At 65.1% G+C, this 25,171-nt stretch carries 26 protein-coding genes; 13 read left to right on the forward strand and 13 right to left on the reverse strand.

Features of this window, described 5'->3' with window-relative positions:
* Positions 1–152: 152 nt before the first annotated feature.
* The 3 genes from WBP07_RS15560 (at position 153) to WBP07_RS15570 (ending at position 2,878) form a co-directional block, all read left to right on the forward strand.
* Positions 153–1,745 carry a cisplatin damage response ATP-dependent DNA ligase gene (locus WBP07_RS15560; protein WP_395392423.1) on the forward strand — a complete coding sequence of 531 codons (1,593 nt, stop codon included), beginning with the start codon at positions 153–155 and terminating at the stop codon, positions 1,743–1,745.
* A 76-nt stretch (positions 1,746–1,821) separates the two neighbouring features.
* Entirely contained in the window at positions 1,822–2,211 is a 390-nt protein-coding gene (locus tag WBP07_RS15565) for a group II truncated hemoglobin (protein WP_395392424.1), read from the forward strand.
* 28 nt (positions 2,212–2,239) lie between these two features.
* Positions 2,240–2,878: a YoaK family protein gene (locus WBP07_RS15570; RefSeq protein ID WP_395392425.1), complete on the forward strand. Its 639-nt coding sequence runs from the start codon at positions 2,240–2,242 to the stop codon at positions 2,876–2,878.
* Here WBP07_RS15570 and WBP07_RS15575 read toward each other — a convergent pair.
* The 5 genes from WBP07_RS15575 to WBP07_RS15595 form a co-directional block, all read right to left on the reverse strand.
* Complete coding sequence (locus WBP07_RS15575; RefSeq protein WP_395392427.1) at positions 2,868–3,149, reverse strand: DUF167 domain-containing protein; 282 nt, start codon at positions 3,147–3,149, stop codon at positions 2,868–2,870. The two genes, WBP07_RS15570 and WBP07_RS15575, sit on opposite strands and share 11 nt — an antisense overlap.
* A gap of 5 nt (positions 3,150–3,154) precedes the next feature.
* On the reverse strand, positions 3,155–3,706 hold the full coding sequence (locus WBP07_RS15580) for a gamma carbonic anhydrase family protein (RefSeq protein ID WP_395392429.1): 552 nt from the start codon (positions 3,704–3,706) through the stop codon (positions 3,155–3,157).
* Positions 3,707–3,729: 23 nt separating this feature from the next.
* Positions 3,730–4,305: a GNAT family N-acetyltransferase gene (locus tag WBP07_RS15585; RefSeq protein WP_395392430.1), complete on the reverse strand. Its 576-nt coding sequence runs from the start codon at positions 4,303–4,305 to the stop codon at positions 3,730–3,732.
* Between the two features lie 4 nt (positions 4,306–4,309).
* Positions 4,310–5,305, reverse strand: a complete 996-nt coding sequence (hemB, locus tag WBP07_RS15590) for a porphobilinogen synthase (protein WP_395392432.1) — start codon at positions 5,303–5,305, stop codon at positions 4,310–4,312.
* Between the two features lie 91 nt (positions 5,306–5,396).
* Positions 5,397–7,118, reverse strand: coding sequence for a M23 family metallopeptidase (locus WBP07_RS15595; protein WP_395392434.1), 1,722 nt, complete (start codon positions 7,116–7,118; stop codon positions 5,397–5,399).
* A 142-nt stretch (positions 7,119–7,260) separates the two neighbouring features.
* Here WBP07_RS15595 and WBP07_RS15600 point away from each other — a divergent pair, with 142 nt between their 5' ends.
* The 6 genes from WBP07_RS15600 (at position 7,261) to WBP07_RS15625 (ending at position 12,579) form a co-directional block, all read left to right on the forward strand.
* Positions 7,261–9,828: a helicase-related protein gene (locus WBP07_RS15600; protein WP_395392436.1), complete on the forward strand. Its 2,568-nt coding sequence runs from the start codon at positions 7,261–7,263 to the stop codon at positions 9,826–9,828.
* Between the two features lie 22 nt (positions 9,829–9,850).
* Positions 9,851–10,147 carry an RNA-binding S4 domain-containing protein gene (locus WBP07_RS15605; RefSeq protein WP_395392438.1) on the forward strand — a complete coding sequence of 99 codons (297 nt, stop codon included), beginning with the start codon at positions 9,851–9,853 and terminating at the stop codon, positions 10,145–10,147.
* A gap of 15 nt (positions 10,148–10,162) precedes the next feature.
* Positions 10,163–10,501, forward strand: coding sequence for a ferredoxin FdxA (gene fdxA / locus WBP07_RS15610; protein ID WP_395329738.1), 339 nt, complete (start codon positions 10,163–10,165; stop codon positions 10,499–10,501).
* Positions 10,502–10,839: 338 nt separating this feature from the next.
* Positions 10,840–11,373 carry a CarD family transcriptional regulator gene (locus tag WBP07_RS15615; RefSeq protein WP_142636627.1) on the forward strand — a complete coding sequence of 178 codons (534 nt, stop codon included), beginning with the start codon at positions 10,840–10,842 and terminating at the stop codon, positions 11,371–11,373.
* A 131-nt stretch (positions 11,374–11,504) separates the two neighbouring features.
* Positions 11,505–11,831: a DUF6726 family protein gene (locus tag WBP07_RS15620; RefSeq protein WP_395392440.1), complete on the forward strand. Its 327-nt coding sequence runs from the start codon at positions 11,505–11,507 to the stop codon at positions 11,829–11,831.
* A 199-nt stretch (positions 11,832–12,030) separates the two neighbouring features.
* Positions 12,031–12,579 carry a hypothetical protein gene (locus tag WBP07_RS15625; RefSeq protein WP_395392441.1) on the forward strand — a complete coding sequence of 183 codons (549 nt, stop codon included), beginning with the start codon at positions 12,031–12,033 and terminating at the stop codon, positions 12,577–12,579.
* Between the two features lie 59 nt (positions 12,580–12,638).
* Here the strand turns inward: WBP07_RS15625 and WBP07_RS15630 are convergent, their stop codons facing one another.
* Positions 12,639–13,586: an L-threonylcarbamoyladenylate synthase gene (locus WBP07_RS15630; RefSeq protein ID WP_395392443.1), complete on the reverse strand. Its 948-nt coding sequence runs from the start codon at positions 13,584–13,586 to the stop codon at positions 12,639–12,641.
* 49 nt (positions 13,587–13,635) lie between these two features.
* Here WBP07_RS15630 and WBP07_RS15635 point away from each other — a divergent pair, with 49 nt between their 5' ends.
* Both WBP07_RS15635 and WBP07_RS15640 read left to right on the forward strand, forming a co-directional pair.
* Positions 13,636–15,369, forward strand: coding sequence for an acyl-CoA dehydrogenase (locus WBP07_RS15635; protein WP_395392444.1), 1,734 nt, complete (start codon positions 13,636–13,638; stop codon positions 15,367–15,369).
* Entirely contained in the window at positions 15,366–16,193 is an 828-nt protein-coding gene (locus WBP07_RS15640; RefSeq protein ID WP_395392446.1) for a DUF815 domain-containing protein, read from the forward strand. Before WBP07_RS15635 ends, WBP07_RS15640 begins: the two co-directional genes overlap by 4 nt.
* A 53-nt stretch (positions 16,194–16,246) precedes the next feature.
* On the opposite strand, the gene WBP07_RS15645 is transcribed toward WBP07_RS15640, so the two are convergent.
* On the reverse strand, positions 16,247–17,728 hold the full coding sequence (locus WBP07_RS15645; protein ID WP_395392448.1) for a PQQ-dependent sugar dehydrogenase: 1,482 nt from the start codon (positions 17,726–17,728) through the stop codon (positions 16,247–16,249).
* 62 nt (positions 17,729–17,790) lie between these two features.
* Between WBP07_RS15645 and WBP07_RS15650 the strand changes: the two genes are divergently transcribed.
* Positions 17,791–18,273, forward strand: coding sequence for a GAF domain-containing protein (locus WBP07_RS15650; protein ID WP_395392450.1), 483 nt, complete (start codon positions 17,791–17,793; stop codon positions 18,271–18,273).
* Between the two features lie 192 nt (positions 18,274–18,465).
* Here the strand turns inward: WBP07_RS15650 and WBP07_RS15655 are convergent, their stop codons facing one another.
* From WBP07_RS15655 to WBP07_RS15680, 6 genes are all read right to left on the reverse strand, one after another.
* A complete protein-coding gene (locus WBP07_RS15655) occupies positions 18,466–19,431 on the reverse strand; it encodes a ParB/RepB/Spo0J family partition protein (protein ID WP_395392452.1) in 966 nt (321 codons plus the stop codon).
* Positions 19,428–20,204 carry a ParA family protein gene (locus tag WBP07_RS15660; protein WP_395392454.1) on the reverse strand — a complete coding sequence of 259 codons (777 nt, stop codon included), beginning with the start codon at positions 20,202–20,204 and terminating at the stop codon, positions 19,428–19,430. Before WBP07_RS15660 ends, WBP07_RS15655 begins: the two co-directional genes overlap by 4 nt.
* The gene (gene rsmG / locus WBP07_RS15665; protein WP_395392456.1) at positions 20,201–20,842 is read right to left on the reverse strand and encodes a 16S rRNA (guanine(527)-N(7))-methyltransferase RsmG; all 642 of its coding nucleotides are present in this window, start codon (positions 20,840–20,842) and stop codon (positions 20,201–20,203) included. The genes WBP07_RS15660 and rsmG overlap by 4 nt, the downstream gene beginning before the upstream one ends.
* Complete coding sequence (gene mnmG / locus WBP07_RS15670) at positions 20,839–22,686, reverse strand: tRNA uridine-5-carboxymethylaminomethyl(34) synthesis enzyme MnmG (RefSeq protein ID WP_395392458.1); 1,848 nt, start codon at positions 22,684–22,686, stop codon at positions 20,839–20,841. Before mnmG ends, rsmG begins: the two co-directional genes overlap by 4 nt.
* Before the next feature lie 73 nt (positions 22,687–22,759).
* Entirely contained in the window at positions 22,760–24,052 is a 1,293-nt protein-coding gene (gene mnmE, locus WBP07_RS15675; RefSeq protein WP_395392460.1) for a tRNA uridine-5-carboxymethylaminomethyl(34) synthesis GTPase MnmE, read from the reverse strand.
* Between the two features lie 39 nt (positions 24,053–24,091).
* Positions 24,092–24,370 carry a DUF6489 family protein gene (locus WBP07_RS15680; protein ID WP_142636605.1) on the reverse strand — a complete coding sequence of 93 codons (279 nt, stop codon included), beginning with the start codon at positions 24,368–24,370 and terminating at the stop codon, positions 24,092–24,094.
* 103 nt (positions 24,371–24,473) lie between these two features.
* On the opposite strand from WBP07_RS15680, the gene WBP07_RS15685 reads away from it, so the two are divergent.
* Positions 24,474–25,169: a dienelactone hydrolase family protein gene (locus WBP07_RS15685; RefSeq protein WP_395392461.1), complete on the forward strand. Its 696-nt coding sequence runs from the start codon at positions 24,474–24,476 to the stop codon at positions 25,167–25,169.
* Positions 25,170–25,171: the final 2 nt, after the last annotated feature.

The raw sequence follows: 25,171 nt of genomic DNA on the forward strand, positions 1-25,171 counted from the left end.
CGCTCCTCATCCTACGCACGCCCCATGAACTCCGTCGCCCCCGCGAAGGCGGGGGCCCCGCTTTTCTGGCGGTGTGAAAAGAAGGAAGCGGGGTCCCCGCCTTCGCGGGGACGACGAGGTTTGGGCGGAACCCCGGATTCAACAAACCATTCATGAGACGCTTCGCCGCCCTCCTCGACGCGCTGGTCTATACCCGCAGCCGCAACGCGAAGCTGAAGCTGCTGGCCGACTACTTGCGCGAAACGCCCGACCCCGATCGCGGCTGGGCCCTCGCCGCCCTGACCGACGGCCTCGACTTCCCGGCGGTGAAAAGTTCCACGATCCGCAACCTGATGACCGAGCGCGTCGATCCCGTGCTCTGGTCGCTCAGTCGCGATTACGTGGGCGATACCGCGGAAACCGCCAGCCTGCTCTGGCCCGGCCCGGACACTGCCGAGGATCCACCCACCGTTTCCGAAGCCGTCGACGCGCTCTCCCATATGACTCGCGCCAATGTCATGGTCGAACTGCCGCGCCTGCTTGACCGGCTCGATGCCGAGGAACGCTATGCCCTGCTGAAACTGGCGACCGGCGCCATGCGCATCGGCATTTCCGCAAGGCTGGCCAAGACCGCCTTCGGGCATGCTTTCGATGTGGCGGTGGAGGATGTGGAGGAGCACTGGCACGGCCAAGCCCCGCCCTATCTCGCGCTGTTCGACTGGGCTGCGCACGGAGCAGAGGCCCCCTCTTCCGAGCACTTGCCGTTGTTCCGCCCCTTCATGCTCGCGCATCCGCTGGAGGGGACCGAACTCGACCTCACCCAGTTCGCCGCCGAATGGAAGTGGGACGGCATCCGCGTGCAAGTGGTACGCGTGCAGGGAGAAACCCGCGTCTATTCGCGATCAGGCGACGACATCTCCGGCAGCTTTCCCGAGATTGCCGAGGCGCTCCATGTCGATGCCGTGCTCGATGGTGAACTGCTGGTGCGCGGTGCCCATCAGGGGCGTGAGGAAGGCGGTGCCGCCAGCTTCAATGCGCTGCAACAGCGGCTGGGCCGCAAGACCGTCTCCAAAAAGATGCTGGCCGAATATCCGGCCTTCGTGCGGCTCTACGACGTACTGATTCTGGAAGGCGCGGACTTGCGCCCCCTGCCCTGGAGCGAACGCCGCGCCCGGTTGGAAGCGCTGATCGCCCGGCTCGATCCGCATCGCTTCGACCTCAGCGCCGTGATCCCCGCTGCCGATTTCGCCGAACTCGCCGCTATCCGCGAAAGGGCGCGCGAGGATGCAATCGAAGGCGTGATGCTCAAACGGCGCGACAGCCCCTATGTGGCCGGGCGCAAGACCGGGTTGTGGTATAAGTGGAAGCGCGATCCGCTGCTGATCGACTGCGTGCTGATGTATGCCCAACGCGGCAGCGGCAAGCGATCCTCGTTCTATTCGGACTTCACGTTCGGCTGCTGGGACGGCGATCCGGATGCGGGTGCAGAACTGCTGCCCGTGGGCAAGGCCTACTTCGGATTCACCGATGAGGAACTGAAGTGGCTGGACCGCCATGTCCGCAACCACACAGTGAATCGCTTCGGCCCGGTGCGCGAAACCGACAAGTCGCTGGTACTGGAAGTGGCTTTCGATTCGGTCCACCTCAGCAAACGACACAAGTCCGGCCTTGCCATGCGCTTTCCCCGCATCCACCGCATTCGTGCCGACAAGCCTGCGCACGAGGCCGATCGCATCGAAACCTTGCGCGCCATGGTTCTGGATTGACGCGCATCAAGTTCCACGTGGAACCGATCGGCTATCGCATCAGCATGTCCTTTTGCGCGCCGGAGAGAATCGCCCCGTGACGACCGAAACCACCCAGACTCCGCACGACCTGATCGGCGGCGCGCTCGTGTTCGAAGCGATCGCCAACCGTTTCTACGACCTGATGGAGCAGGACGCGGCCTATGCCGAACTGCGCGCCATGCATGCCAAGGACCTTGCACCTATGCGCGCAGGACTCTCGCGCTTCCTGACCGGCTGGGCCGGCGGCCCGCGCGACTGGTTTGAAGCCAATCCCGGCAAATGCATGATGAGCCTGCACAAGGATTTTCCCATCGACAGCCAGACCGCCGGGCAATGGGCCGATGCCATGACTCGCGCGATTGCCGATGTCGCCCCGGAACCGGCCCATATCGCGCGGGCCATGACCGACGTGCTTTCCCGCATGGCGCGCGGAATGGGTCGCTAGGGCCGATTCCAGCCGCTATCGTTCGCGGGTGAATCGGCTCGATCCTCCCCGCCGCCTGCTTGCCACTGCTCTTGCCGGGCTGGCCGGCTACGTCGATGCCGTGGGGTTCCTCTCCGCCGATCGCTATTTCGTCTCGTTCATGTCGGGCAATACCACGCGGCTGGGGACCGAGCTTATCGCCGACACGCCACGGGCAGCGATTCCCGCATCGTTGATTCTCGGCTTCGTGCTGGGCGTCGCGCTGGGTCACATCGTTGCCGAGCATGCGGGACGGTGGCGAAAGCCCGCCGTGCTGGGGCTGGTCACTCTTCTGCTCGCGATCGGAACGCTTGTGGCGGTGACCGGGCATGAACCCGCGATGATGGCGGCGCTGGTACTGGCCATGGGCGCACTCAATACCGCGCTTCGGCAAGGCGAAACACCAGTCGCCCTCACTTACCTGACCGGAGCGTTGGTGCGGATCGGACAGGGCCTTGGCGGGATAATCACCGGCCGGCGTGAGGAGGGCCTGGGCGCGTTCATTGGGCTTTGGCTGGCCCTCACCTGCGGGGCCGCGCTGGGCGCCACACTGTTCCTGGCATTTGGGCCTGCGAGTCTACTGCTGGCCGTGGCCTGCGGCATAGCGACTACCTTTGCCGGCTACCGCATTGCGCGGGCTACAGCGTGATCGTGAACTGCTTTTCGCGTGAAGTTGCGCCGCGCAACAACACGATTCGCGACGGAGCCAGCTGCAGCGCCGCCGCGAGCAAGCTCCGCACTGCCTCGTTCGCCTTGCCGTCTTCGGGCTTGGCACGTACTTTCACCAGAAGCCGACCTTCGACGATTTCCGCACCCTCCACTTTAGCGCCGGGCGTAACGCGTACCGCCAGCCGCTGATCGGCGTCGATCAGCGTTCTCACTTCATCGGCGGAGGGTAACGCGGCTTTCGGCTTGGCCATCCGTCTTACAAGCCCAGTGCCTCGGCATGTTCGCGGCCGCGTTCGACATAGGCCTGCACGCCGGCCTGGTTAGCGGCCATCGTCGCGTCGTCCAGATCGCGCAGATACTTTGCCGGGCGGCCCATCCAGAGCTGGCGCGCGCCGATGCGCTTGCCGGTCAGTTGCGCACCGGCAGCCAGCATGCCATCCGATTCAATGTAGCTGCCATCCATGACGATCGCGCCAAGGCCGACGAAGGCGCGATCCTCCAGCGTGCAGCCGTGCACCATCGCCAAATGCCCGATCAGCACATCCTCACCGATCAGCGTCGGATAGCCTTCGGGGCGCGAGGGCTTGGGGCTGTCGCAGTGAATTACGGAGCCGTCCTGCACATTGGTCCGCGCGCCGATCACCACGCGATTCACATCGGCGCGGATCACGCAGTTGTACCAGATGCTGACGTCCGGCCCGATCTCCACATCGCCGATGATCCGGCAGCCCGGCGCGATGAAGGCGCTGGAATGAATCCGCGGCGCCTTGCCCTTGAAGGCGGCCACGGTGATGTCGGTGCGATTCATTATATCTCTCCCTGCCGACGCAATCAGCGCGGCTGCGCGGCCCATTCGTCGCGGATGATCGAATAGACGATCGTATGCCGCAGCGGCGGCTCAAAGCGCGGATCGTCGTAATCGAGATCCTCCCGCCGCCGCATGCCCAGCCGGCGCATCAGGCCCCAGCTCGGCTCGTTCTCGATCACCGTGATCGCATAGATCTCTTCCGCGCCGAACCGGCTGAACCCGGCATCGAGCGAGGCGATCGCCGCTTCCTTGGCATAGCCCTTGCCGTGGGCATCGGTGCGCATGCGCCAGCCGATCTCGAACTCGCCAGGGAACGAAGCCCCCGGCGCATCGATCTTCTTGAGCCCGCAGAAGCCCAGCATCTCGCCCGAGAGATGGCCGCCATCGGCCTTGCGCTCGACGATCCAGAACGTGTGGCCATAGCTTTCGTGAAAGCCGATCATCCGGCCTTCGGACTGGGCCAGCCGCTCCGCGTCCATCACCCCACCCAGCCAGCGCATGACATCCGGATTGTTGGTCACCGCCGCGAAGCGCGCGATGTCCCCCGGCTGCCAATTGCGCAGCACCAGCCGATCGGTCTCGACGCGAAAGTCCGTCATGACGTCACTTCTGCAAGAGGCGCGCGGCGTGGACGGCGTGGTAGGTCAGCACGCCCGAACAGCCCGCGCGCTTGAAGGCCAAGAGCGTTTCCAGCACCATCGCATCGCGATCCGCCGCGCCGGCTGCCACCGCCGCCTCGATCATCGCGTATTCGCCGGACACCTGATAGGCGAAGACCGGAACCTCGAAGGTTTCCTTCACCCGGCGCGCGATATCCAGATAGGGCAGGCCCGGCTTGACCATCACGCTGTCCGCGCCTTCGGCCAGATCCATCTCCACCTCGCGCAGCGCCTCCTCGGCATTGGCGGGGTCCATCTGGTAGGTCTTCTTATCGCCCTTCAGCAGCCCGCGCGTGTTCACCGCATCGCGGAACGGGCCGTAGAAGGCAGAGGCGTACTTGGCGGCGTAGCTCATGATCTGGACGTTGACGAAGCCCTCATCCTCCAGCGCATCGCGGATCGCGCCGATGCGGCCGTCCATCATGTCAGACGGGGCGATGATGTCAGCGCCGGCGCGGGCCTGATTCAACGCCTGGCCGACAAGCACTTCCACCGTCTCGTCATTCAGCACATAGCCGTTTTCATCGACCAGCCCGTCCTGCCCGTGGCTGGTATAGGGATCGAGCGCCACGTCGGTCAGCAGTCCGATGCGGTCGCCCAGTTCGGCGCGGATGGCGCGCAGGGCACGGCACATGAGGTTGTCTGGATTGAGCGCTTCGGCCCCATTGTCACTGCGGCGTTCGGGCTGGGTATCGGGGAACAGCGCCAGGCAGGGAATGCCCAGATCGGCCGCTTCGCGCGCACGTTCGACCAGCAAGTCCACCGACCAGCGCGACACGCCGGGCAGCGAGGCAATCGGCTGTTCCACGCCCTCTCCCTCGGTCACGAAGACCGGCCAGATCAGGTCGGCTGGGGTCAGCACCGTTTCGCGGTGCATGGCGCGGCTCCAGGCCGTGGCGCGCGCGCGGCGCAGGCGGGTGTGGGGATATGCTCCGGTCATGGCCGGTGTGATTGCCGGAAAATGCCAGGCGGTTCAATGTGACGGACTGTCCAAGGCCGCAAGACCGCTTGTGCGGCATGCATGCCAAGAGTCAGAGCGTCTTGGGCTCCAGCCGGTCGATCTCGCGCAGGGTGCTGGGCGATGCATTCATCGCCGGCGCCATCGATCCCAATGCCTCGCCCGGCTGCACGTTCAGCAGCGCCTTCATTCGCGCGTCGAAAGCGTTCTTTTCCTTGCCGTCGATCCGGGGCCCCGAAACAAAGCGCAGCCCGGTCGGGTTGATCGTCTGTCCACCGCGATAGGCTTCGAAATGGAGATGCGGCCCGGTCGAGAGGCCGGACGATCCGACATAGCCGATCACCTGCCCGGCACGCACGCGGCTGCCGGCGGAAACCGCGATGCGACTCATATGGCCATAGCCGGTGCCGAGGCCGCCGCCATGTTCGATCCGCACATAGTTGCCGTGGCCACCATGACGGCCGGAGAAGCTGACCACGCCATCGGCCACCGCATAGATCGGCGAGCCATAGGCCGCGCCGAAGTCGATGCCGGCATGCATGCGCACGTATCCCAGGATCGGATGGCGGCGCATGCCATAGGGGGAGGTCATGTGCCCCGCTACTGGCATTCCGGGAGTCGTGGTGGAGGATTCGGTCAGCCCTGCGCCAGCGACCATCTCGCCGTCCTGCCCCCAGCGCAGCAGCTGCACACGCGGTTTGCCGTCATGCTCCAGCCCCGCGTAGAGCAAGTTGCCGACCTGCCGTTCGCCCTTGGCGGATCGCTTGTAGGCCACGACGATATCGAACGCGTCATTGGCGCGGATATCGCTTTCAAGGCTGACGTATTTGTCGATGGCCTGAAGGTAGGCCTGAATGGCGGCAATCGGCGCACCGGCATTGCGGGCAGAACGATAGAGGCTGGAACCCACCGTGCCGCGAATACGCAGCGGCGTCTCATCGACATGAATCGGATGGCGCACCAGCGAAAGGCCAGCCGCTCCCCGCTGGACCGATAGGTCCATGTCGAAGCGCGCGCGGAAGTTCATCGCGGTCAACGCACGCGCCGCACCGGGAACCGGACGGCCGCCCAGAGTCACGTCGAACTGGGTGCCCGGCTCGATCTGGTCGAGCGGAACAGCCTGACCGACCAATGTGCCAATGCGGACGGCATCGTCACCACCAACGCCAATCCGCTCAAGCATCCGCGCGAAGCTGTCGCCCTGCCCCAGGGTGGCGACCAGATCGACACTGGGTCGCTCCGGCACGCTGCCCAGCGGGCGCACCAGCGGGCTGGCCCCCATGTGACGCCCGGCATCGGCGCCCAGCGCCAGCGGAGCGATCGTCTGGCTGCGGAATTCGTCGCGCTCGCGCGCGGCCAGCGGCGCGGTGGTGGCAGCCTCCACTGTCGAGAAATCGGGCCAGAACGCGCATGCCGCCACGGACAGGCCCAACATCGTCGCCATACCGCGCAGCCAGCGGCGGCTACCGATATCGCAGGCGAGATCGGGCGCGATCTCCACGCGATGGCACCAATGCTCGATATCGCGTTTCCAGCCTTCGATCCGATCTGTCAGGCGTGGCTTTGATTGCGCCGGCAATTCACGTGCGGGCGATTCAGGCGCGGCCGGCTCGGGAACGACTTGCGCGTGCGAAAGCGCGGCAACGTGTCCGCCCCCCTCGCCCGCTGCGATTTCCCCGCCATGTTCAAGTGCCTTGAACAGATGCCCGTCCCTTTTACGCGGCGCACGGCCATGCGCCTTGCCCCACTCCGTCAGCGATCGGAGAAGCTCCGATGGCGGCAGAATCAGGGGCATTCCAGCGGCCCCCACACGGGCCCTCGGGCACATGTCCTGCCCGCTTAAGGTTAATTGCTACCTAACGCTGTGGATTTCTGACCCGTTTTTCGGCGAGCCGAGTCTTGCGGGCGCCCGGGTGGGATGCCAAATCTAGGGGGTAATGTTTCACAAGCCGCATGCCTCGTCGCGAAACGACGCTCCCAGTGGGGTAAAGGCGGTGCTCGGCCCAACGAACACCGGCAAGACCCACCTCGCCATCGAGCGGCTTTGTGCCCATTCCAGTGGCGCCATCGGCTTCCCGCTCCGCCTGCTGGCGCGAGAGGTCTATGACCGCGTCTGCAAGATCAAGGGCGAGAACAGCGTCGCGCTGATCACCGGCGAGGAACGGATCGAGCCGAAGAACGCCCGCTACCTGCTCTGCACGGCAGAGGCGATGCCGGTCACCGACCGCAGCCTGGCCTTCGTAGCCATCGACGAGGCGCAGCTGGCCGCCGATCGGGAACGCGGCCACGTCTTCACCGACCGCCTGCTCCACGCCCGCGGCCGGGAAGAGACGATGATCCTCGGCTCCTCAACGATCGAGCCGCTGGTCAAGGCGCTGGTGCCGGGAGTCGAGGTGATCTCGCGCCCGCGCTTTTCCACGCTCTCGCACGTCGGCGCCAAGAAGCTCAGCCGGATTCCGCCGCGCAGCGCGATCGTCGCCTTCTCCACCGAGCAAGTCTACGCGATCGCTGAAATGCTGCGCCGTTTCCGAGGCGGCGCCGCCGTGGTCATGGGCGCGCTCAGCCCGCAGACGCGCAATGCCCAAGTGGAACTCTACCAATCGGGAGAGGTCGACTACCTCGTCGCCACCGACGCCATCGGCATGGGCCTCAACCTCGACGTGCAGCATGTCGCCTTCGCCGGGCTCTCCAAGTACGACGGCCGCCGCCACCGCCGGCTTACCACGGCAGAAATGGCGCAGATCGCCGGACGCGCCGGCCGCCACCAGACCGACGGCACATTCGGCACGCTCACCGGATCGGGCGGACACGATTCCGAATTCGAACCGGAAGAAGTCTACGCGATCGAGGAGCATCGCTTCCCGCCGTTGACCAAGCTGTTCTGGCGCGAGCCCGAACCGCGCTTCGACGATCTGGCCACGCTGATCGCCGATCTGGAAGCCCCGCCCGAACGCCCCGAACTGGCCCCTGCGCCCGAAGCCATCGACCTGGCTGTGCTGAAGCGCCTTGCCGACGATCCCGATGTCGGCGGCACCGTGCGCGGCCATGCGCAAGTGGCGCGGTTCTGGGACGTCTGCCGCCTGCCCGATTTCCGCCAGCAGGGTTCGGAAACGCACGCCCGCTTCGTCGCCCGGCTGTGGCAGGACTTGCGGCAGGGCGAACTCGGCGCCGACTACATGGCGCAGCAGATCGCCCAGCTGGACCGCACCGGCGGCGATATCGACACCCTGCAAGGGCGGATTGCCGCAATCCGTTCATGGGCCTATATCGCCCAGCGCCCCGACTGGGTGCTCGCCCGCGATGAGATGGCGGCGCGCGCCCGGGCGGTAGAGGCGCGGCTTTCCGATGCGCTTCATGGCAAGCTTACCGAACGTTTCATCAACCGCAGGACTGCCGTGCTCATGAAGAAACTCGGTCCCGATGCCGGACTGCTCTCGGTCCGTCTGGCAGACGAGGAAGTGCTGGTGGAAGGCGAGCATATTGGCTCGCTGCGCGGTTTTGCGTTCCAGGTCGATCCCGGCACGCGGCTCACCGATCGCAAGCTGCTGCTGGCGGCCGCCGAACGGCATTTGCCTGCGTTGCTGCAAAAGCGCGCCGATGAACTGGCTGCAGCGATTCACGAAGGCACCGCAACACTCTCGCTGGAAGCGGGCGAACTGCGGTGGGAAGGCGAAAAGATCGCCTCGCTTTCCGCCGGTCGCTCGCTGCTTGCACCCGTATTGGTGCCCGATCGCGTGCTCGATGCCATTCCCGCCCCTTCGCGCAAGGCGCTGGTCGCCGCGCTCGAAGCCTGGCTGATCGCGGCGCTCGAACCGCTCGCCCCGCTCGGCAAGTTGGACGAAGCCAGCCGCGCCGAAGATGCCGGGCCGGACTTGCGCGCGCTGCTGATCACGCTGGTCGACTGCGGCGGCATGATCGCACGCGAAGATACGGCCGTGGACCGGCTGGACAAGAATCGCCGCACCATGCTCGCCCGCCTCGGCGTGCGCGTGGGCGCGCTCGATCTCTTCGTGCCCGCAATGCTGCGCCCCGGCCCCATCACGCTATACCGCCAACTGGCGAAAATGGCTGGCAAGCAGACGCAGGGCGGCGATCCCGATCCGGCGATGCCCCCCGCCATGGATGCCGGCAAGCGCCAGCGCGCGCCCGGTTATCGAAACCTGGGCAAGCAGCTGATCCGGCTCGACATGGCGGAAAAGCTGTTGCGCGAAGCGCATGAGGCACGCGGCACCGGCCCTGCCTCGCGCGATTTCGCGCTCAATCCGGCACGCGCGGTGTCGATGGGCCTGACCACATCCAGCTATGCCCGATTGCTGCGCCTTGCCGGTTTCCAGCCGGTAATGCCGCGCCCGCTGGCCGAAGCGGCGCATGGCCCGCCAGCCCCCGTCCGCTGGCGCTGGCGTCCACCGCGCCGCCAGGCGGAAGAGACGCGTCCACAGCCCGTTCGCACCGACGGCGCCTTCGCCGCACTGGGCGAGCTGATCGGCGCGGACAGGGGGCGCTGATGCCGATTTCGGGATGCGCGGAATGAGAGTGGACAAGCTGCTCTGGTTCCTGCGCCTCTCGAAGACGCGGCCGATTGCGCAGGTGTTGGCGGAATCGGGCCATATGCGCCTCAATGGCCGCCGCGTGGAACGCGCGCATCAGAAAGTGTCGCCCGGAGACATCCTGACCCTGCCCACAGCAGAGGGTGCAAGGGTGATAGAAATCCTTTCCCTTCCGACCCGCAGGGGACCGGCCCCGGAGGCCCAGGCATGCTATAGAGTGCTTGACGCCGCCCCCGCTGATCCCATAGCAGCGGCCAACCGCAATGACGCCGTCTAAGAGGAATACGCAGCCATGACCTATGTCGTCACCGACAATTGCATCCGGTGCAAGTACATGGATTGCGTCGAAGTCTGCCCCGTGGACTGCTTCTACGAGGGCGAGAACATGCTGGTGATCAATCCCAGCGAGTGCATCGACTGCGGCGTTTGCGAGCCTGAGTGCCCGGCCGAAGCGATTCTGCCCGATACCGAAAGCGGTCTTGAGCAGTGGCTGGAACTCAACGCCAAGTACTCTGCCGAATGGCCGAACCTCACCACCAAGAAGGACGCGCCCGCCGACGCCGACGAGATGCGCGGCGAAGAGGGTAAGTTCGAAAAATATTTTTCGCCCGAACCCGGCGAAGGCGACTGACACTTTCCGAAGGGGCTGGGAGGGAAAGCGGTTTCCCCCTAGGCTGAGGGACTTGCAGTGCAAACGTGTGCCGCGTCGCAATCCGCGCGCGCGGTACCTGTTAATTATACGCACGCCTCTGGTAATTTTATCACATCGGTGCTATATAATCCCGCGACTGCCCGGGCTCCCCGCCCGTTTTGGCAGGTATTTTCATTGCGAGGCAGGATTCGAAAGCAGACGGTTGGGAGAGTTATCTGACCGGGCGGCGGAGACGTGTATCGTTTCCATAGTCGCACCTCCCGGGTTTCTCCCACTCCGTAGGTAAGGCAACGAACCTGCAGGTGAAAGGACGATAAATGGCAACCAAGGCCGATGCCTTCGATGTTGGAGATTACGTCGTTTATCCCAAGCACGGCGTGGGCCGTGTGATCGAGCTCCAGAAGCAGGAAATTGCCGGGATGCAGCTCGAACTCTACGTGCTCCGGTTTGAGAAGGAACGCATGACTCTGCGCGTTCCGATGAACAAAGTGGAAGCGATCGGGATGCGCAAACTGTCCTCGGACAAGACTCTGCGCGAAGCACTCGACACTCTCAAGGGCAAGCCCAAGGTCAAGCGCACCATGTGGTCGCGCCGCGCCCAGGAATACGAAGCCAAGATCAATTCGGGCGACCTCGTGTCGATCGCCGAAGTGACGCGCGACCTGTTCCGGGCCGACGATCAGCCCGAACAGAGCTATTCCGAACGCCAGATCTTCGAGGCCGCTTCGTCGCGCCTCGCCCGCGAGCTGGCGGCGATGGAAAAGACCGACGAACAGGGCGCACTCAAGAAGATCCTCGCGATCCTCAACGAGTACGCGCCGAAGTACTACGAAAGCGCCGAAGCCGTCTGATCGGCAGCGCGTTCGTGAAAGATGAAGGGCCGCTCCCGCAAGGGTGCGGCCCTTTCCTTTCGGGGTTCCCACAGGCCGCTGCGGCGCGTTCATTGTCATGTCAGTTTCGGCGTGACAGTCTTGCCGCCGACATGATCCGCCACGCCCATCTCATCGCCCTGCCCCTTGGCCTTTTTGCATTGAGCGGCTGCATCAGCACCGTTGGCAAAGTCGTGACGGCACCCGTGCGCGTGGCCAGTTCGGCCGTGGACATGGCCACCACCAGCCAATCCGAAGCCGATGAGAAACGCGGCCGCCAGATGCGCGAGCGGGACGAGAAGATCGGCAAGCTCCAGCGCCAGTACCAGCGCCACCTGAAGGAATGCGATCGCGGCGATCGCGATTCCTGCACCAAGGCGCGGGACGACTATGCGGATATCCAGAGCCTGACGCCGGGAGGCGCACCGGCAGCCCGCTGAAGCGGGTCTGCGGCGCCAGCAGTGTCCGCCTTCTTGCCGACCCTGCGTGCCGCGCTGATCGCGGCGCAAGGCAAGTCTGCGTGGCACGGTCCGGCCATTTCCACCAAACCGGAGGTTGTTTCGCTATCGGGATGACCGGCCGTCGGTATTGCTCCGGGGGTACAGGCGTCACGCGCCGTTCGCTGGAGACAATTGCGAAATGACCAACTTGGCCTTGGACTCCTTCAAAAGCCAACCAGGTGTCTGGGAACGGCTTCGCACGACATGGGAAGCGCGCGCATCGATGGCGGCGCAATACCTCTCCGGCGAAGAATCCGTGGCCGACATCGGCTGCGGCCTGATGTCCTTGCGCAAATACCTCTCAGCAGGAGTTCGCTATGTCCCGCTCGACGTCGTCGATCGGGGCGGCAACATCGTTGTCGATCTCAACCACGCGCCGCTGCCCCCCGTCGATACGACCGCGGCATCCATGCTGGGAGTGATCGAATACCTGGTCGATGTCGATGGCGTGCTCTCGCAGCTTCGTTCGTTCCGGACCGTGGCGATCTCGTACAACCATTGGTCGCTCAAGGACGTCACCTATCGGCTGCTCGGCAAGAAACGGCCGCAAGGCTGGAAACATCACATGAAACGGACCGATTTCGAGCGGGCGATCCGCCGGCATGGCTTCTTCATCGAAGCCCAGCGCCGCGTACGCTGGGGAGAAACCCTGTACAGGCTGCGCGGGCCAGCCTTCGCCACAAACTGAACGGGCTGCTCTGAAATGGCGGCAAATATCCGACAATCCCAACTGCGACGCGAGGACGCTTAAGCCGCTGCGCGCCGCAAACGGTCGTTGATCGCGGCACCGATGCCAACGTCCGGGACCGGCGCCACCGCGACACGGGGAAATTTTGCCGCCGCACTCTCATGGAGCAACGCGTAAAGCCGGGAGGCTGCTTCGGCCAGATCACCCGACGAAGACAACGACTCATGCCCTGCCACAGGCCCGAAACCGATGTGGAACTCGTCCGCATCCGCCTCCACCACGTCCAGACGCACCGGTTTTCCAGGGGCGTAATGGCTGGCAAGCTGGCCGGGCGCCTCGATCTCCTGTGACGTCACGGCGTCGGCTTCGGTGCCCAGCACCGCGCGAATCCGTGCCTCGGGAATCGGACCCGGCCGCAGGACCTGCCAGCGGCCGTCCTCGCGCAGTGCCACGATCGTCGATTCCAGCCCCGCCTCGCAGGCGCCGCCATCAACCACCGCGTCGATCCCATCGCCCAGCGATGCCACGACGTGATCCGCCGTCGTCGGGCTGACGCCGCCGCTGCGGTTGGCGGAAGGCGCCGCCAGCGGCAGCCCCGCGCGCTCGATCACTTCCCGCATGACCGGATGCGCCGGACAGCGCAGCGCCACGGTCGGCAGGCCGGCGGTGACGGCAGGCGCGATCTCTGCGCCATCGGCAAGCGGTAGCACCATCGTCAGCGCGCCGGGCCAGAAAGCCTCCGCCAGCGCCAACGCGCGATCGTCGAAGCGGGCGATACGGCGGCCCGATTCCAGACCGGCAACATGGACGATCAGCGGATTGAAGCTGGGCCGCCCCTTGGCGCGGTAGATCGCGGCGACGGATTCGTCGCGGTCCGCCCTTGCCGAAAGGCCGTAGACCGTCTCGGTCGGAATCGCGACGAGACCGTTTTCGCGCAACAGTTCCGCAGCACGGGCAAGGCCGGTGGAATCGGCGGCAAGGCGTTCGGGTCGACTGGTGCGCTCCATGCCCTGCCGCTATAGCGCACGGCGAGGAAAGCCAAGGAAAACCGCGAAAATGACTTTCAATCCCCCCAGCATCGACCAGGTCCTTGCCCTGCGCGTAAACGCCGGGCTGGACGCGCTTGCCCAGACCGAACGCTTCGCCGCCGCCAGCCCCGATGTGGTGGAAGCCGTGGTCGAAGGCGCCGGACAGTTCGCCGCTGGCGAATGGGCGCCGCTCAATCGCAAGGGGGATACCGAAGGCGCACGCCTGATCGACGGCAAAGTCGTGCTGCCCGATGGCTTTGCGCAAGCTTACGCGGACTTCGTGGAAGCCGGGTGGAATTCGATCTCCGCACCGGAAGACTTTGGCGGACAAGGCCTGCCGCAATCGCTCGCCGTCGCCGTGCTGGAATGCATGGGTACCGCGAACATGGCCTTCTCGCTGCTGCCGATGCTGACGGTCGGCGCGATCGAGGCACTGATTCATCACGGAAGCACGGCGCAGCAGGCAACCTACCTCGCCAAGATCGTCAGCGGCGAATGGTCGGGCACGATGAACCTGACCGAGCCGCAAGCCGGATCCGACCTCGGCGCGCTGCGCAGCACGGCCGTGCCGATCACCGAAGGCCCGCACGCCGGCAAATACCGCATTGCCGGGCAAAAGATCTTCATCACCTGGGGCGAGCACGATCTGGCCGAGAACATCGTTCACCTCGTCCTCGCCCGCGCGCCCGGCGCGCCGGCCGGATCGCGCGGAATTTCGCTGTTCCTGGTCCCGAAGTTCCACGTGGAACCAGACGGCTCGCTCGGCGCGCGCAACGATCTCAAGGTCGTCAGCCTCGAACACAAGCTGGGCATTCATGCCTCGCCCACTTGCGTGATGAGCTATGGCGACAACGGCGAATGCATCGGCGAACTGGTCGGCGCTGAGAACGAGGGGCTGCGCTGCATGTTCACGATGATGAACAATGCCCGCATCAACGTCGGCGCGCAGGGCGTGCAAATCGCCGAGCGGGCGATGCAGCAGGCCATGGCCTACGCCAACGACCGCGTGCAGTCCGCCCGTGCCGGTTCGCCCGACAAGAACCCCGTCGCCATCGTCGAGCATCCCGACGTGCGCCGCACCCTGCTGCGCATGCGCGCGCTGACCGAGGGGGGCCGCGCCCTGCTTTACTACGCCACCGGACAGCTCGACCGCGGCAACATGGGCGACGCCGAGGCACAGCTATGCGCCGAACTCTTGGTGCCGCTGGTGAAAGCCTGGTGCACAGACAAGGGCGTGGAAGTGGCCAGCCTGGGTATTCAGGTCCACGGCGGCATGGGCTTCATTGAGGAGACCGGCGCCGCGCAGCATTACCGCGATGCCCGCATCGCCCCGATCTACGAAGGCACCAACGGCATTCAGGCGGCAGACCTCGTGACTCGCAAGCTAGGTCTGGAGCAAGGCGGCGTGCTCTTCGCGCTGATGGACGAGATCGCTGGAAACGGATCACCGGCGCTGCGCGACCTCGCCCTCGGCTGCAAGGCCACGGCGGAACGCTTTCTGGCCGGATCGCTGGATGACCGTCTGGCCGCCAGCGTGCCCTTCCTGGATGCCTGCGCGGTGGCGGTTGCGGGCTGGCAGCTTGAACGGCAAGTGGCCGCCCGTCCCTCGCTCGACCTTCCTGAAGCCTTTGCCAAGCGCAAGGCCGTAGTCGCCCACTATTTCGCCGACCACATCGTGCCCGAAGCCATGGGCGCACTCGCACAGGCCGGCCATGGCGCCGCCCTGCTCTATGACCTCACCAGCGAGGAACTGACCGCGTGACCGAAAAGATCGAAGTCCTTACCCGTATCGCTTCCGCTCTCGAACGACTGGCCCCTCCCCCGGCCGCTCAGGTCGATTGGCTGGCCCACCCGGCCTATGTCTGGACCGGGACCGAGGCCCGCGCCGTGGGCACGCTGGAAGCGCCCAGGCTGGACATGCTGCGCGGCATCGATGCGCAGAAGGAACGCGTGGTCACCAACGTCGATCGCCTGGCTGCCGGCCATGCCGCGCATGACATGCTGCTCTGGGGATCGCGCGGCATGGGCAAGTCCGCCGTGATTCGCGCTTCGATCCGCGCCGCGCAGGAGAGCCATCCGGGCCGCATCGCGCTGGTGCAGGTGGCACAGGAGGCGCTGCACGGCGTTACCGCGCTGTTCACGCTGTTGGGCAAAGTGGATCGCCAGTTCCTGGTCTACATCGACGATCTGGGCTTCGAGGAAGGCGACGGAACCGGCCCGCGCCTGCTGCGCTCCTGGCTGGAAGGCGGCGTGGAGGCGCGCCCGGCCAATGTGCGTCTGGCAGTAACCTCCAACCGCCGCGCCATCGTCGGCCGTTCCATGAGCGAGCAGGACGATCCCATCAATCCGCGCGACGTGATCGACGACCGTCTGGCGCTGGCTGATCGCTTCGGCCTCTCGATCGGCTATCACAATTGCGATCAGCCTTCGTACCTGGCGATCATCCACGGCTATGCCGAGCAATATGGCCTGGAGTTCGAGGAGAGTGACGCGCTGGAATGGTCACGCCGCCGCGGCGCCCGATCGGGGCGCGTGGCCTGGCAATATGTCACCGAACTGGCGGGACGCGCCGGCAAGGTGCTCTGAAATAGAAACGGGGGGCTTTCGCCCCCCGTTTTCGTTTCCGTGTGATGCGACCTTCAGGGCAGCAGCCTATCCGGTCCCTTCTTGAAGCCGGCGACCGTATCCGCCGTGGGGGCGGTGGGATCCTTCAGCTCCGTCAGCGGCTTCATGTGCTCCGCCACCACCGGCTTGATCTCCGCCGCCGGCTTCGCGCCCGGCACATTGACGCGCCAGATCATGCCGCCCGTATCGTCGCTGACCAGCAGGCTGCCGGTCTTGTCGAAGGCCAGCCAGGTCGGCCGACCACGCGTGTGCGAGGCGTCCTGGAGGAAGCCCGAGAGCACTGGCACCGGCTTCACGTTCTTCGGATTGCCGTGCTCGTCGAAAGGCACGAAGACCACGTCATAACCAACTGCCGGGCGGCGATTCCACGATCCGTGACGCGCCACGAAGGCCCCGTTGGCGAACTTGTCGCCCATGGTGATGCCGCCATGCGCGAAAACCATGCCGAGCACCGAAGCATGCGCACCCATCGCGTACTCAGGCTTGCGGGTATATTCGAGCATGTAGGTTTCCATCGGCCACTGGACACGATCGTCGAAGGTCGTCTTCCAGTAGATCCACGGCCAGCCATACTGGGCGCCGACAGGGACGTTGGTCAGATAGTCCGGCACAAGGTCCGGACCCAGCATGTCACGCTCCTGCACGGTGGCCCAAAGCTCTCCGGTGGAGGGATTCCAGCCCATGCCGTTGGGATTGCGCATGCCGCCCGCGAACTGGCGGCGATGGCCGGTGGCAACGTCGATTTCCCAGATCGCGGCGCGACCGGCTTCGGCATCCATCCCATTGTCGGCAATGTTGGTGGAGGACCCCACCGCGACATAGAGGTGTTGGCCATCGTCGCTCAGCAGCAGGTTGCGCATCCAGTGGTTCCCGCCGGCGGGCAGGTCCATCATCTTGCGCAGCGGCTTGCCCACCAGTTTGGTCTCGCCGGGCTGGAATGCGAATTCCAGCACCGCGTCATGATTGGCGATGTAGAGCTTGCCGTCGCGATAGGCCATGCCGGAAGGCGAGTGCATATCCTCGGTCCGGAAGTCCGCGCGGACCTCCGCCTTGCCGTCGCCATCGGCATCGCGCAACAGCACGATCTTGTCCGGCGAAGGCACGTCCGCGCCCACGCGGCTGAACATCCAGCCCATCACCATGCCGGTGATGCCGCTGGGCTTGTTGCCGGCAGGCGCATTGGTTTCGGCCACCAGCACGTCGCCATTGGGCAGCGTCAGCATCGTGCGCGGGTGATCCAGCCCTTCGGCGAAGCGATTGACGGTAAAACCCTGGGCCGCAGTCGGCGCCTCGCCCTGCCCCCAGCCGACGGTCTTCACCAGCTTGACGCTGGGAATCGTCTGCGGATTGGGCTCGACGAGTTTGGGGTCCTTGCCCGTGGTAGCTTCCAGCGGCAGGTCGGACGTGTTGGAATACTGCGCCCAGGCAATCACCCCGACTATGGCGAGGATGATCAGCAGCAGGACGACGGCGACTTTGATGAGTATCGAGCGCATGGCGCAATGGATAAGCCCGAGCCGGCTAGGCGGCAACAGCGACTTGGAGTAACGGCATATCCATGTACGACTTCGCACCCCAGGGCGATACGCCCAAGCCCGAACTCTACGACCAGCTTGTCGAATCGGCGCAGGCGCTGATCGCCGGCGAGCCCGATGCGGTCGCCAACATGTCCAACCTTGCAGCGCTGCTCTGGCAGTTTCTGCCCGATCTCAACTGGTCCGGCTTCTATCGCACCGTCGACGGCGAATTGGTGCTTGGCCCGTTCATCGGCAAGCCCGCCTGCATCCGCATCCCCTTCGGTCGCGGCGTTTGCGGCACGGCGGCGGAAAGCGGCGAGACTCAGGTCGTGGCCGATGTTCACGCCTTTCCGGGACACATCGCCTGCGACGCGGCGAGCCGTTCCGAACTGGTGGTGCCGGTGCTGCGCGACGGCAAGGTAATCGCGGTGATCGACCTCGACAGCCCCCTGCCCGGCCGTTTCGATGATGAGGACGCCGCAGGGATTGAGCGCTTGGCAAAGGCCGTTGCCAGCGCGATCTGACGCTCATCTATCTGGACTGAATAGGAATTGCGGGGAGCCAATCATCCCCGCAAATTTCCCAAGACCGTCGCCTTTGCGTAGGCGGGTGCCCGCCGCCTTTTTCAAGCTCTCGTCAGGTCTACAGGGAAGCGTCATCCCCGCCTTCGCGGGGATGACGAGAACCGGGCGCAAACGAAGCTCTCGAAGAAGCGCTTAAATCGACCCGCCCGTAAGCCGCTGGCACACCAGATCGAGCTGATCGAGCGTGGCGTAACGGATCGTCACCGTACCCGACTTGGGATCGGCATCCGCGCTGATCTTCACCGGCATGCCGAGAAATTCCTCAAGGTGGTTCTGCACGGCGGCGATATCGGCGTCTTCCGTCGCGCTGCGCGCCGTACGCGCCCGGCGGGGCGCAACGTCGCCACGCAGCTTCTTGCGCACCAGCTTTTCAATTTCACGCACCGACATCTGCTTGCCGATGGCGGCCTCTGCGATCTCTTCCGCATCGTCGCAGCCGATCAGCGCGCGGGCGTGGCCCATCGACAGGCTGCCGTTCTCCACCTTGGCGATCACGCCATCGGGCAATGCCAGCAAGCGCTGGAAGTTCGCGATGTGACTGCGGCTCTTGTCGACCATGCGGGCGATCTCGGCCTGAGTCATTCCCTCGAATTCGGCAAGCCGGTTATAGGCGCGTGCCTCTTCGATGGGATTGAGATCCTCGCGCTGGAGGTTCTCGATCAGGGCCAGGGCCATGACCTCGCGCTCGGAGAGATCCCGGACCAGTGCCGGAATCTCGTGAAGCTGTGCCTTCTGCGCCGCCCGCCAGCGGCGTTCACCGGCAACGAGCTGGTAGCCCCCACCCATCGGACGAACGATGATCGGCTGGATGACGCCGCGATGCGCGATCGATGCCGCCAGTTCCTCCAGCGCTTCCTCATCGAAGATACGGCGCGGCTGATCCGGGTGCGGGGTGATGTCTGAAATGGCCAGGACGGCAAGGCCGCCCGCCCGGGGAGAGCTTACCGAGCTTTCGCTGCCCGCCGGCAGCGGTTCCTCGCGGCGCGTCTCGCCCAGCAGCGCGCCAAGACCTCGGCCGAGCCCCTTGGGCTTCTGCTTGGCGGGCACGGGCTTGTCAGGCTGGGGTACGCTGATGCGGACAATCGATTCGTCGCTCATGCCGCTTTCCTCTTCTCGGGCAGTCGGGTGATAAGTTCGCGGGCCAGCGCCATGTAGGCGCGGCTGCCGGCGCAAGTATGGTCGTAGATCAATGCAGGTACGCCGTGGCTCGGCGCTTCGGACAGACGCACGTTACGCGGAATGGTCGTTTCGAAAACGAGCGAGCCAAGGACCGAGCGCACGTCCTCCGAAACCTGGTCAGTCAGGCGATTGCGGCGGTCGAACATGGTGAGCGCGATGCCGATGATCCCCAGATCGGGATTGAAGCGCTGCTGCACCCGCTCCACCGTCTGCAAAAGCTGGCTAAGCCCTTCCAGCGCAAAGAATTCGCACTGAAGCGGCACCAGCAGAGTGTCGGCGGCCGTCAACGCGTTCAGCGTAAGCAGCCCCAGTGAGGGCGGGCAATCGATCAGGCAGACATCGTAACCGAGATCGCCGCGCAGTTCGGTGCGAAGGCGATTGGCGCGATCGTCCGCATTCACCAGTTCGATTTCGGCACCGGACAGATCGACTGTGGCGGGCAGCAGATCGAGACCGGGAATCTTGGTGCCCATGACGCAGTCGAGCACGCGGGCACGGTCCACCAATACATCGTAGGACGACGCGGTTCGTTCGGTGGCTGAAATACCGATGCCGGTCGAAGCATTGCCCTGCGGGTCAAGGTCGATCAGCAGCGTCTTCCAACCCGTAGCCGCGAGCGCCGTGGCAATGTTGATCGCCGTCGTGGTCTTTCCGACACCGCCCTTCTGGTTGGCAATCGCGATACGGATCACTTGGTCTTACCCTTCCCGCCGGCCAGCGTGCCGACAATGATGCCCGCCTGCGGATCCGTCAGGGACTGTTCCACGTGGAACACATGCCGCCATTTGCGAAGGTCTTCCAATTCTTGCTGTGCAGACCGCCCTTTGGGCAACAGCCAGACCGTGTCGCTTGTGGAAAAACGAGAGGATAATGTCAGGAGTTTTTCCAAAGGCGCAAAAGCACGCGCCGAAATCACGCGCGCCTCACGGGTTTCTACCAACTCCAGACGCTGGCCGATCACCCTCGCCTTATCCAACCCCATCGCGATGCGGGCGCGATCAAGCCATTCGATTCGCCGCGCGCGCGACTCGACCATCAGCACTTCGCACTCCGGCCGAAGCGCCGCGATCACCAGACCGGGGAAGCCAGCGCCGGTGCCAAGGTCCATCCAGGGCGACGATGTTCCACGTGGAACATGTGGCAGTAGCTGGGCGCTGTCGACGATGTGGCGCAGCCAGACCTGATCCAGGCTCGCGGCCGAGACCAAGTTCTGCCGGGTGTTCTCCTCTGCCAGCAGGCGAACGAGAAGCTCCAGCCTGCCCTCGGCGGCGGCATCGTATTCGGGGAGAGCACGCAGCCAGTCGCGTGCTTCGTCTTCGGTGGAAATCACGCTGCTTCCTTGCGGACATGGACGAGCAGCGCTGCAAGCGCCGCCGGAGTGATGCCGGGAATACGACCGGCAGCGGCCAGAGTCTCCGGCCGCGCCTTGGTCAGTCGCTCGACCATCTCACGCGAGAGGCCGGGCGTTTCGGCATATGGGAAATCTTCGGGCAGAGGCAGCGCCTCGCTCGCCCGCAACTCGCGCAGTTCACGCTCCTGCCGATCAAGGTAAGGGGCGTAAGCGGCATCCTCGGCGAGTTCCTCGGCCAGATCGGCATCCGCCAGATGCTCGCCGGCGATCCAGGGGGAGAGTCCGGCAAGGTCGACGCCGCCGAAGCGCAGCCATTCGCGGATCGGAAGACGACCTGCATCAGAGCGAACCGGCAAGCCGGCCTGCGCCATCTCGACTGAAGCAACCGGAACATCGAACGCAGCTTCCAGTTCGGCGCGCGCCTCCAGACGCCGGGCAAACCATTCACGCCGCACTGGCCCCACCGCGCCCGCTTCCATCGCAAGGGGCGTGAGACGCGTAGAGGCATTGTTGGCGCGCAGACGCAGACGGTATTCGGCACGTGCCGTCAGCATGCGATAGGGCTCGCTCACGCCATGCAGCGTCAGGTCGTCGATCATCACCGCCATGTAGCTGTTGGCTCGATCGAGCGCGGCCGGCTCCCGGCCCAGCACGGCAGCTGCCGCGTGCATACCCGCGACCAGCCCTTGCGCGGCCGCCTCCTCGTAACCGGTGGTGCCGTTGATCTGGCCCGCGCAGTAGAGTCCGGCGATGTCGCGCAGCTCCAGACTCGTGCGTAAAGCACGCGGATCGATGTGATCGTATTCGACCGCATAGCCGGGCACGGCCATCTCGACTCGCTCCAGCCCTTCCATCGTCCGCAGCATCGCCAGCTGGACGTCGGCCGGCAGCGAAGTGCTCACACCGTTCGGATAGACCAGCGGATTGTCGAGCCCTTCCGGCTCAAGGAAGATCTGGTGCCCATCACGATCGGCGAAGCGGTGAATCTTGTCTTCGATCGAAGGGCAGTAACGCGGCCCCTGCGCACCGATCGCACCGGTGAACAGCGGCGAGCGATGCAGGTTCTCACGGATCACGTCATGCGTGCGCGGGTTGGTCCGGGTGATCGCACAGAACACCTGCGGCACTTCGCGACGCTGCCCCATCGCCGACATCGTCCAGGGTTCGTTGTCGGTCGGCTGTTCACCAAGCCGGGCCCAATCGATCGTGCGGCCATCCAGACGCGGCGGGGTGCCGGTCTTGAGTCGCGCCATCGGCAGCTTCGCCTCGCGCAGCTGAGCTGCGAGCTTTTGCGCAGAGCTTTCGCCGATGCGCCCGCCGACCATCCGCTCCTCGCCCCGGAACAGAGTGCCGCCGAGGAAAGTGCCGGTGCAGAGCACAACCGCCTTTGCATTGAGGCGCGTGCCGTCGACCAAATCGAGTCCGGTCACCCTGCCCTGTTCGATGACCAATGCCGAAGCTTCGCCCGCCACCAGAGTCAGGTCGCCCTGATCCTTCAGCAGCCGATGGATCGCCGCCTTGAACAGCTTGCGATCTGCCTGGACACGCGGGCCCTGCACAGCGCTGCCTTTCGAGCGATTGAGCATGCGATAGTGAATCGCGGCCGCATCCGCCGCACGGGCGATCAAGCCGTCGAAGGCATCGACCTCGCGCACGAGGTGCCCTTTGCCCAATCCGCCGATGGCGGGATTGCAGCTCATGGCCCCCACGGCGTCGAGGTCAAAGCTGACGAGCGCGACGCGCGCGCCCATGCGGGCGGCAACGGAAGCCGCCTCGCAGCCGGCATGGCCGCCGCCGATCACGATCACGTCGAATGAATGCATCCGCCGCGCTTACTCGAAACTGTGAATCGCGTCAAAGGTGTGTTCCACGTGGAACACCCGCTTTACGCCTCAGTCATTTGCCGATGCAGAACCGTCCGAACAATGCGTCAAGCATATCCTCCGTCGTGGCCCGACCGATCAAGGCATCGAAAGCTACCCGCGCCAGTCGCAAAGCTTCGGCCACCAGCAGCGGATCGCGTTCGTGACCAGCAGCCATGAGCGCTCGCTCGGCTTCCGCGACAAGAGCATGTTGACGCGCATTGAGCGCCGCTTCGCCGGGACGAGGCATCGCATCGCGCGCGGTCTCGACAAGATCGAGGCGGAGCGCGTTCACACCCTCACCTGTGACGGCCGAAACCCGATGACGCGGCGCGGCCTTTTGTTCCACGTGGAACACGTCGGCCTGAGCGGCGATCTCCCAGGCGCCATCCGGCCCCTCCCCTTCCGGGCCAAGCCAGAGCACCAAGTCTGCCCGATCGAGTGCATCCCGCGCGCGGGCAATGCCGATCGCCTCGATCACATCGCCCGTCTCATCGCGCAGCCCTGCGGTGTCACCGAACAGGAACGGCACGCCGCCAATGGCAACCGCGCGCGTCAGCACATCGCGCGTCGTCCCGGCCAGCGGTGAGGTGATCGCCGCCTCATCCTCAACCAGCGCATTGAACAGTGTGCTCTTCCCCGCATTGGGCGGCCCGGCGAGAACCACGCGATAGCCCTCGCGCAGCGCTTCGGCGCGCGGACGCGAAAGCCATTCGCCAAGCTCATCGCGCAATGCGGACAGGCCCGCTTGAAAGTTCGCCGGCAAGTCCGCCACGTCATCCTCGTCGCCGAAGTCCAGCACCGCCTCGACCGAAGCCGAAGCTGTCAGCACGCGGTCACGCCACTGCTCCACCTGGCGGGAGAAAGCCCCGCCCGCCATCGCCAGCGCGGAGCGGCGCTGCAATTCGGTCTCGGCCGAAAGCAGATCGGCCAGCCCCTCGGCTTCGGCCAGATCGATCTGGCCATTGGCGAAAGCGCGACGGGTGAATTCCCCCGGAGTTGCGCGGCGCAACTTTGGCAAGGCGGCCAATTCGGCCTCGACCGCCGCCACAACAGCGCGTCCGCCATGAAGATGAAACTCGGCCAGGTCCTCGCCCGTCGCCGTGGCCGGGCCGGGGAACCACAAGACCAATGCCTGATCGAGCACTGCCCCTGCCCGGTCGCGCAGCACCCGATAACGCGCGCGACGCGATGCGGGCAGCGAGCCGGTGAGCGCGACAAGCGCGGCACCCGCCTGCGGCCCACTCACACGGATGATGGCAATGGCTGCCGGCGGCGCCCCGCTGGAGAGGGCGAAGATCGTATCGGAATGCGCAAGGTCAGACATGGCTCTTCGCCTAGCCTGACCGGATCAGCGCGTGAAGGCTCAGTTGTCCTTCTTGGGCTTGCCGCCCTGCGGATTCAGCACACCGCTCAGCGCCATGGCCGCGCCGCTTTCCATCAGTTGCTGGAACAGCTTCAGCCCGAACTCGCCCATCGGTGCGACCTGCTTGGTCAATTCCTGAAGCTGATCGACGCTGCCAACGCCCTGCATGGCCTTGCTGAGAGCATCCACGTAGACTTCATTGGCCTTGGTCACATCCGGCAGGCCAAGGAAGCGCCGGGCCTCTTCGGGCGAGCATTCTACCTCGACATTGACCTTCATGACGGCCTCCCGCTTGGAATTTCTGCATCATAGCTGACACAGGGCGTTGGCAAAGTCCATCACCCGTGCCTAACTCCGCCAAACGGCCTGCAGGAGAGACCCCATGACCAACACCGAAATCCCCACGCTCGATCACGATGGCACGATTCCGGCCTATGTAGCCCGTCCCGAAGGCACACCGCGCGGCGCGATCATCGTCCAGCAGGAGATTTTCGGCGTCGATGCAGGCATCCGCCAGAAGGCCGACAGCTGGGCCGCGCGCGGCTACCTCGCGGTCGCACCCGACACCTTCTGGCGCCAGAAGCCGGGCATCGAACTCAGCCCCTATGTCGAAGCGGAATTCAAGGAAGCTGTCGGTTACATGATGGCGCACGACTTCGATCTGGGCATGCGCGATCTGGAAGCGGTGATTCACTGGATCCGTCGCGAAGAAGGCGTGGCGAAGGTCGGCCTCGTCGGATTCTGCATGGGCGGCCGCATCGCCTACATGGTGGCGGCGCGCACCGATATCGATGCCTCGGTCGGATACTACGGCGTGATGATCGACCAGATGCTCAATGAGAAGCATGCAATCGCCCGCCCGCTGATGCTGCATATTCCCACTGCCGACCACTTCGTTGACGCTGCCGCGCAGAAGGCGATTCACGAAGGGCTGGACGATCATCCGCGCGTCACCCTCTGGGACTACGAAGGGCTGGACCACGGTTTCGCTGCCGAGATCGGTGAGCGTCGCGACGAAGCGGGTGCCGAACTCGCCGATAGCCGAACCGAAGCGTTCTTCGCGGAGCACATCGGCTAAGC

It is taken from the genome of Novosphingobium oxfordense, assembly GCF_044029435.1.
Classification (GTDB): Bacteria; Pseudomonadota; Alphaproteobacteria; order Sphingomonadales; family Sphingomonadaceae; genus Novosphingobium.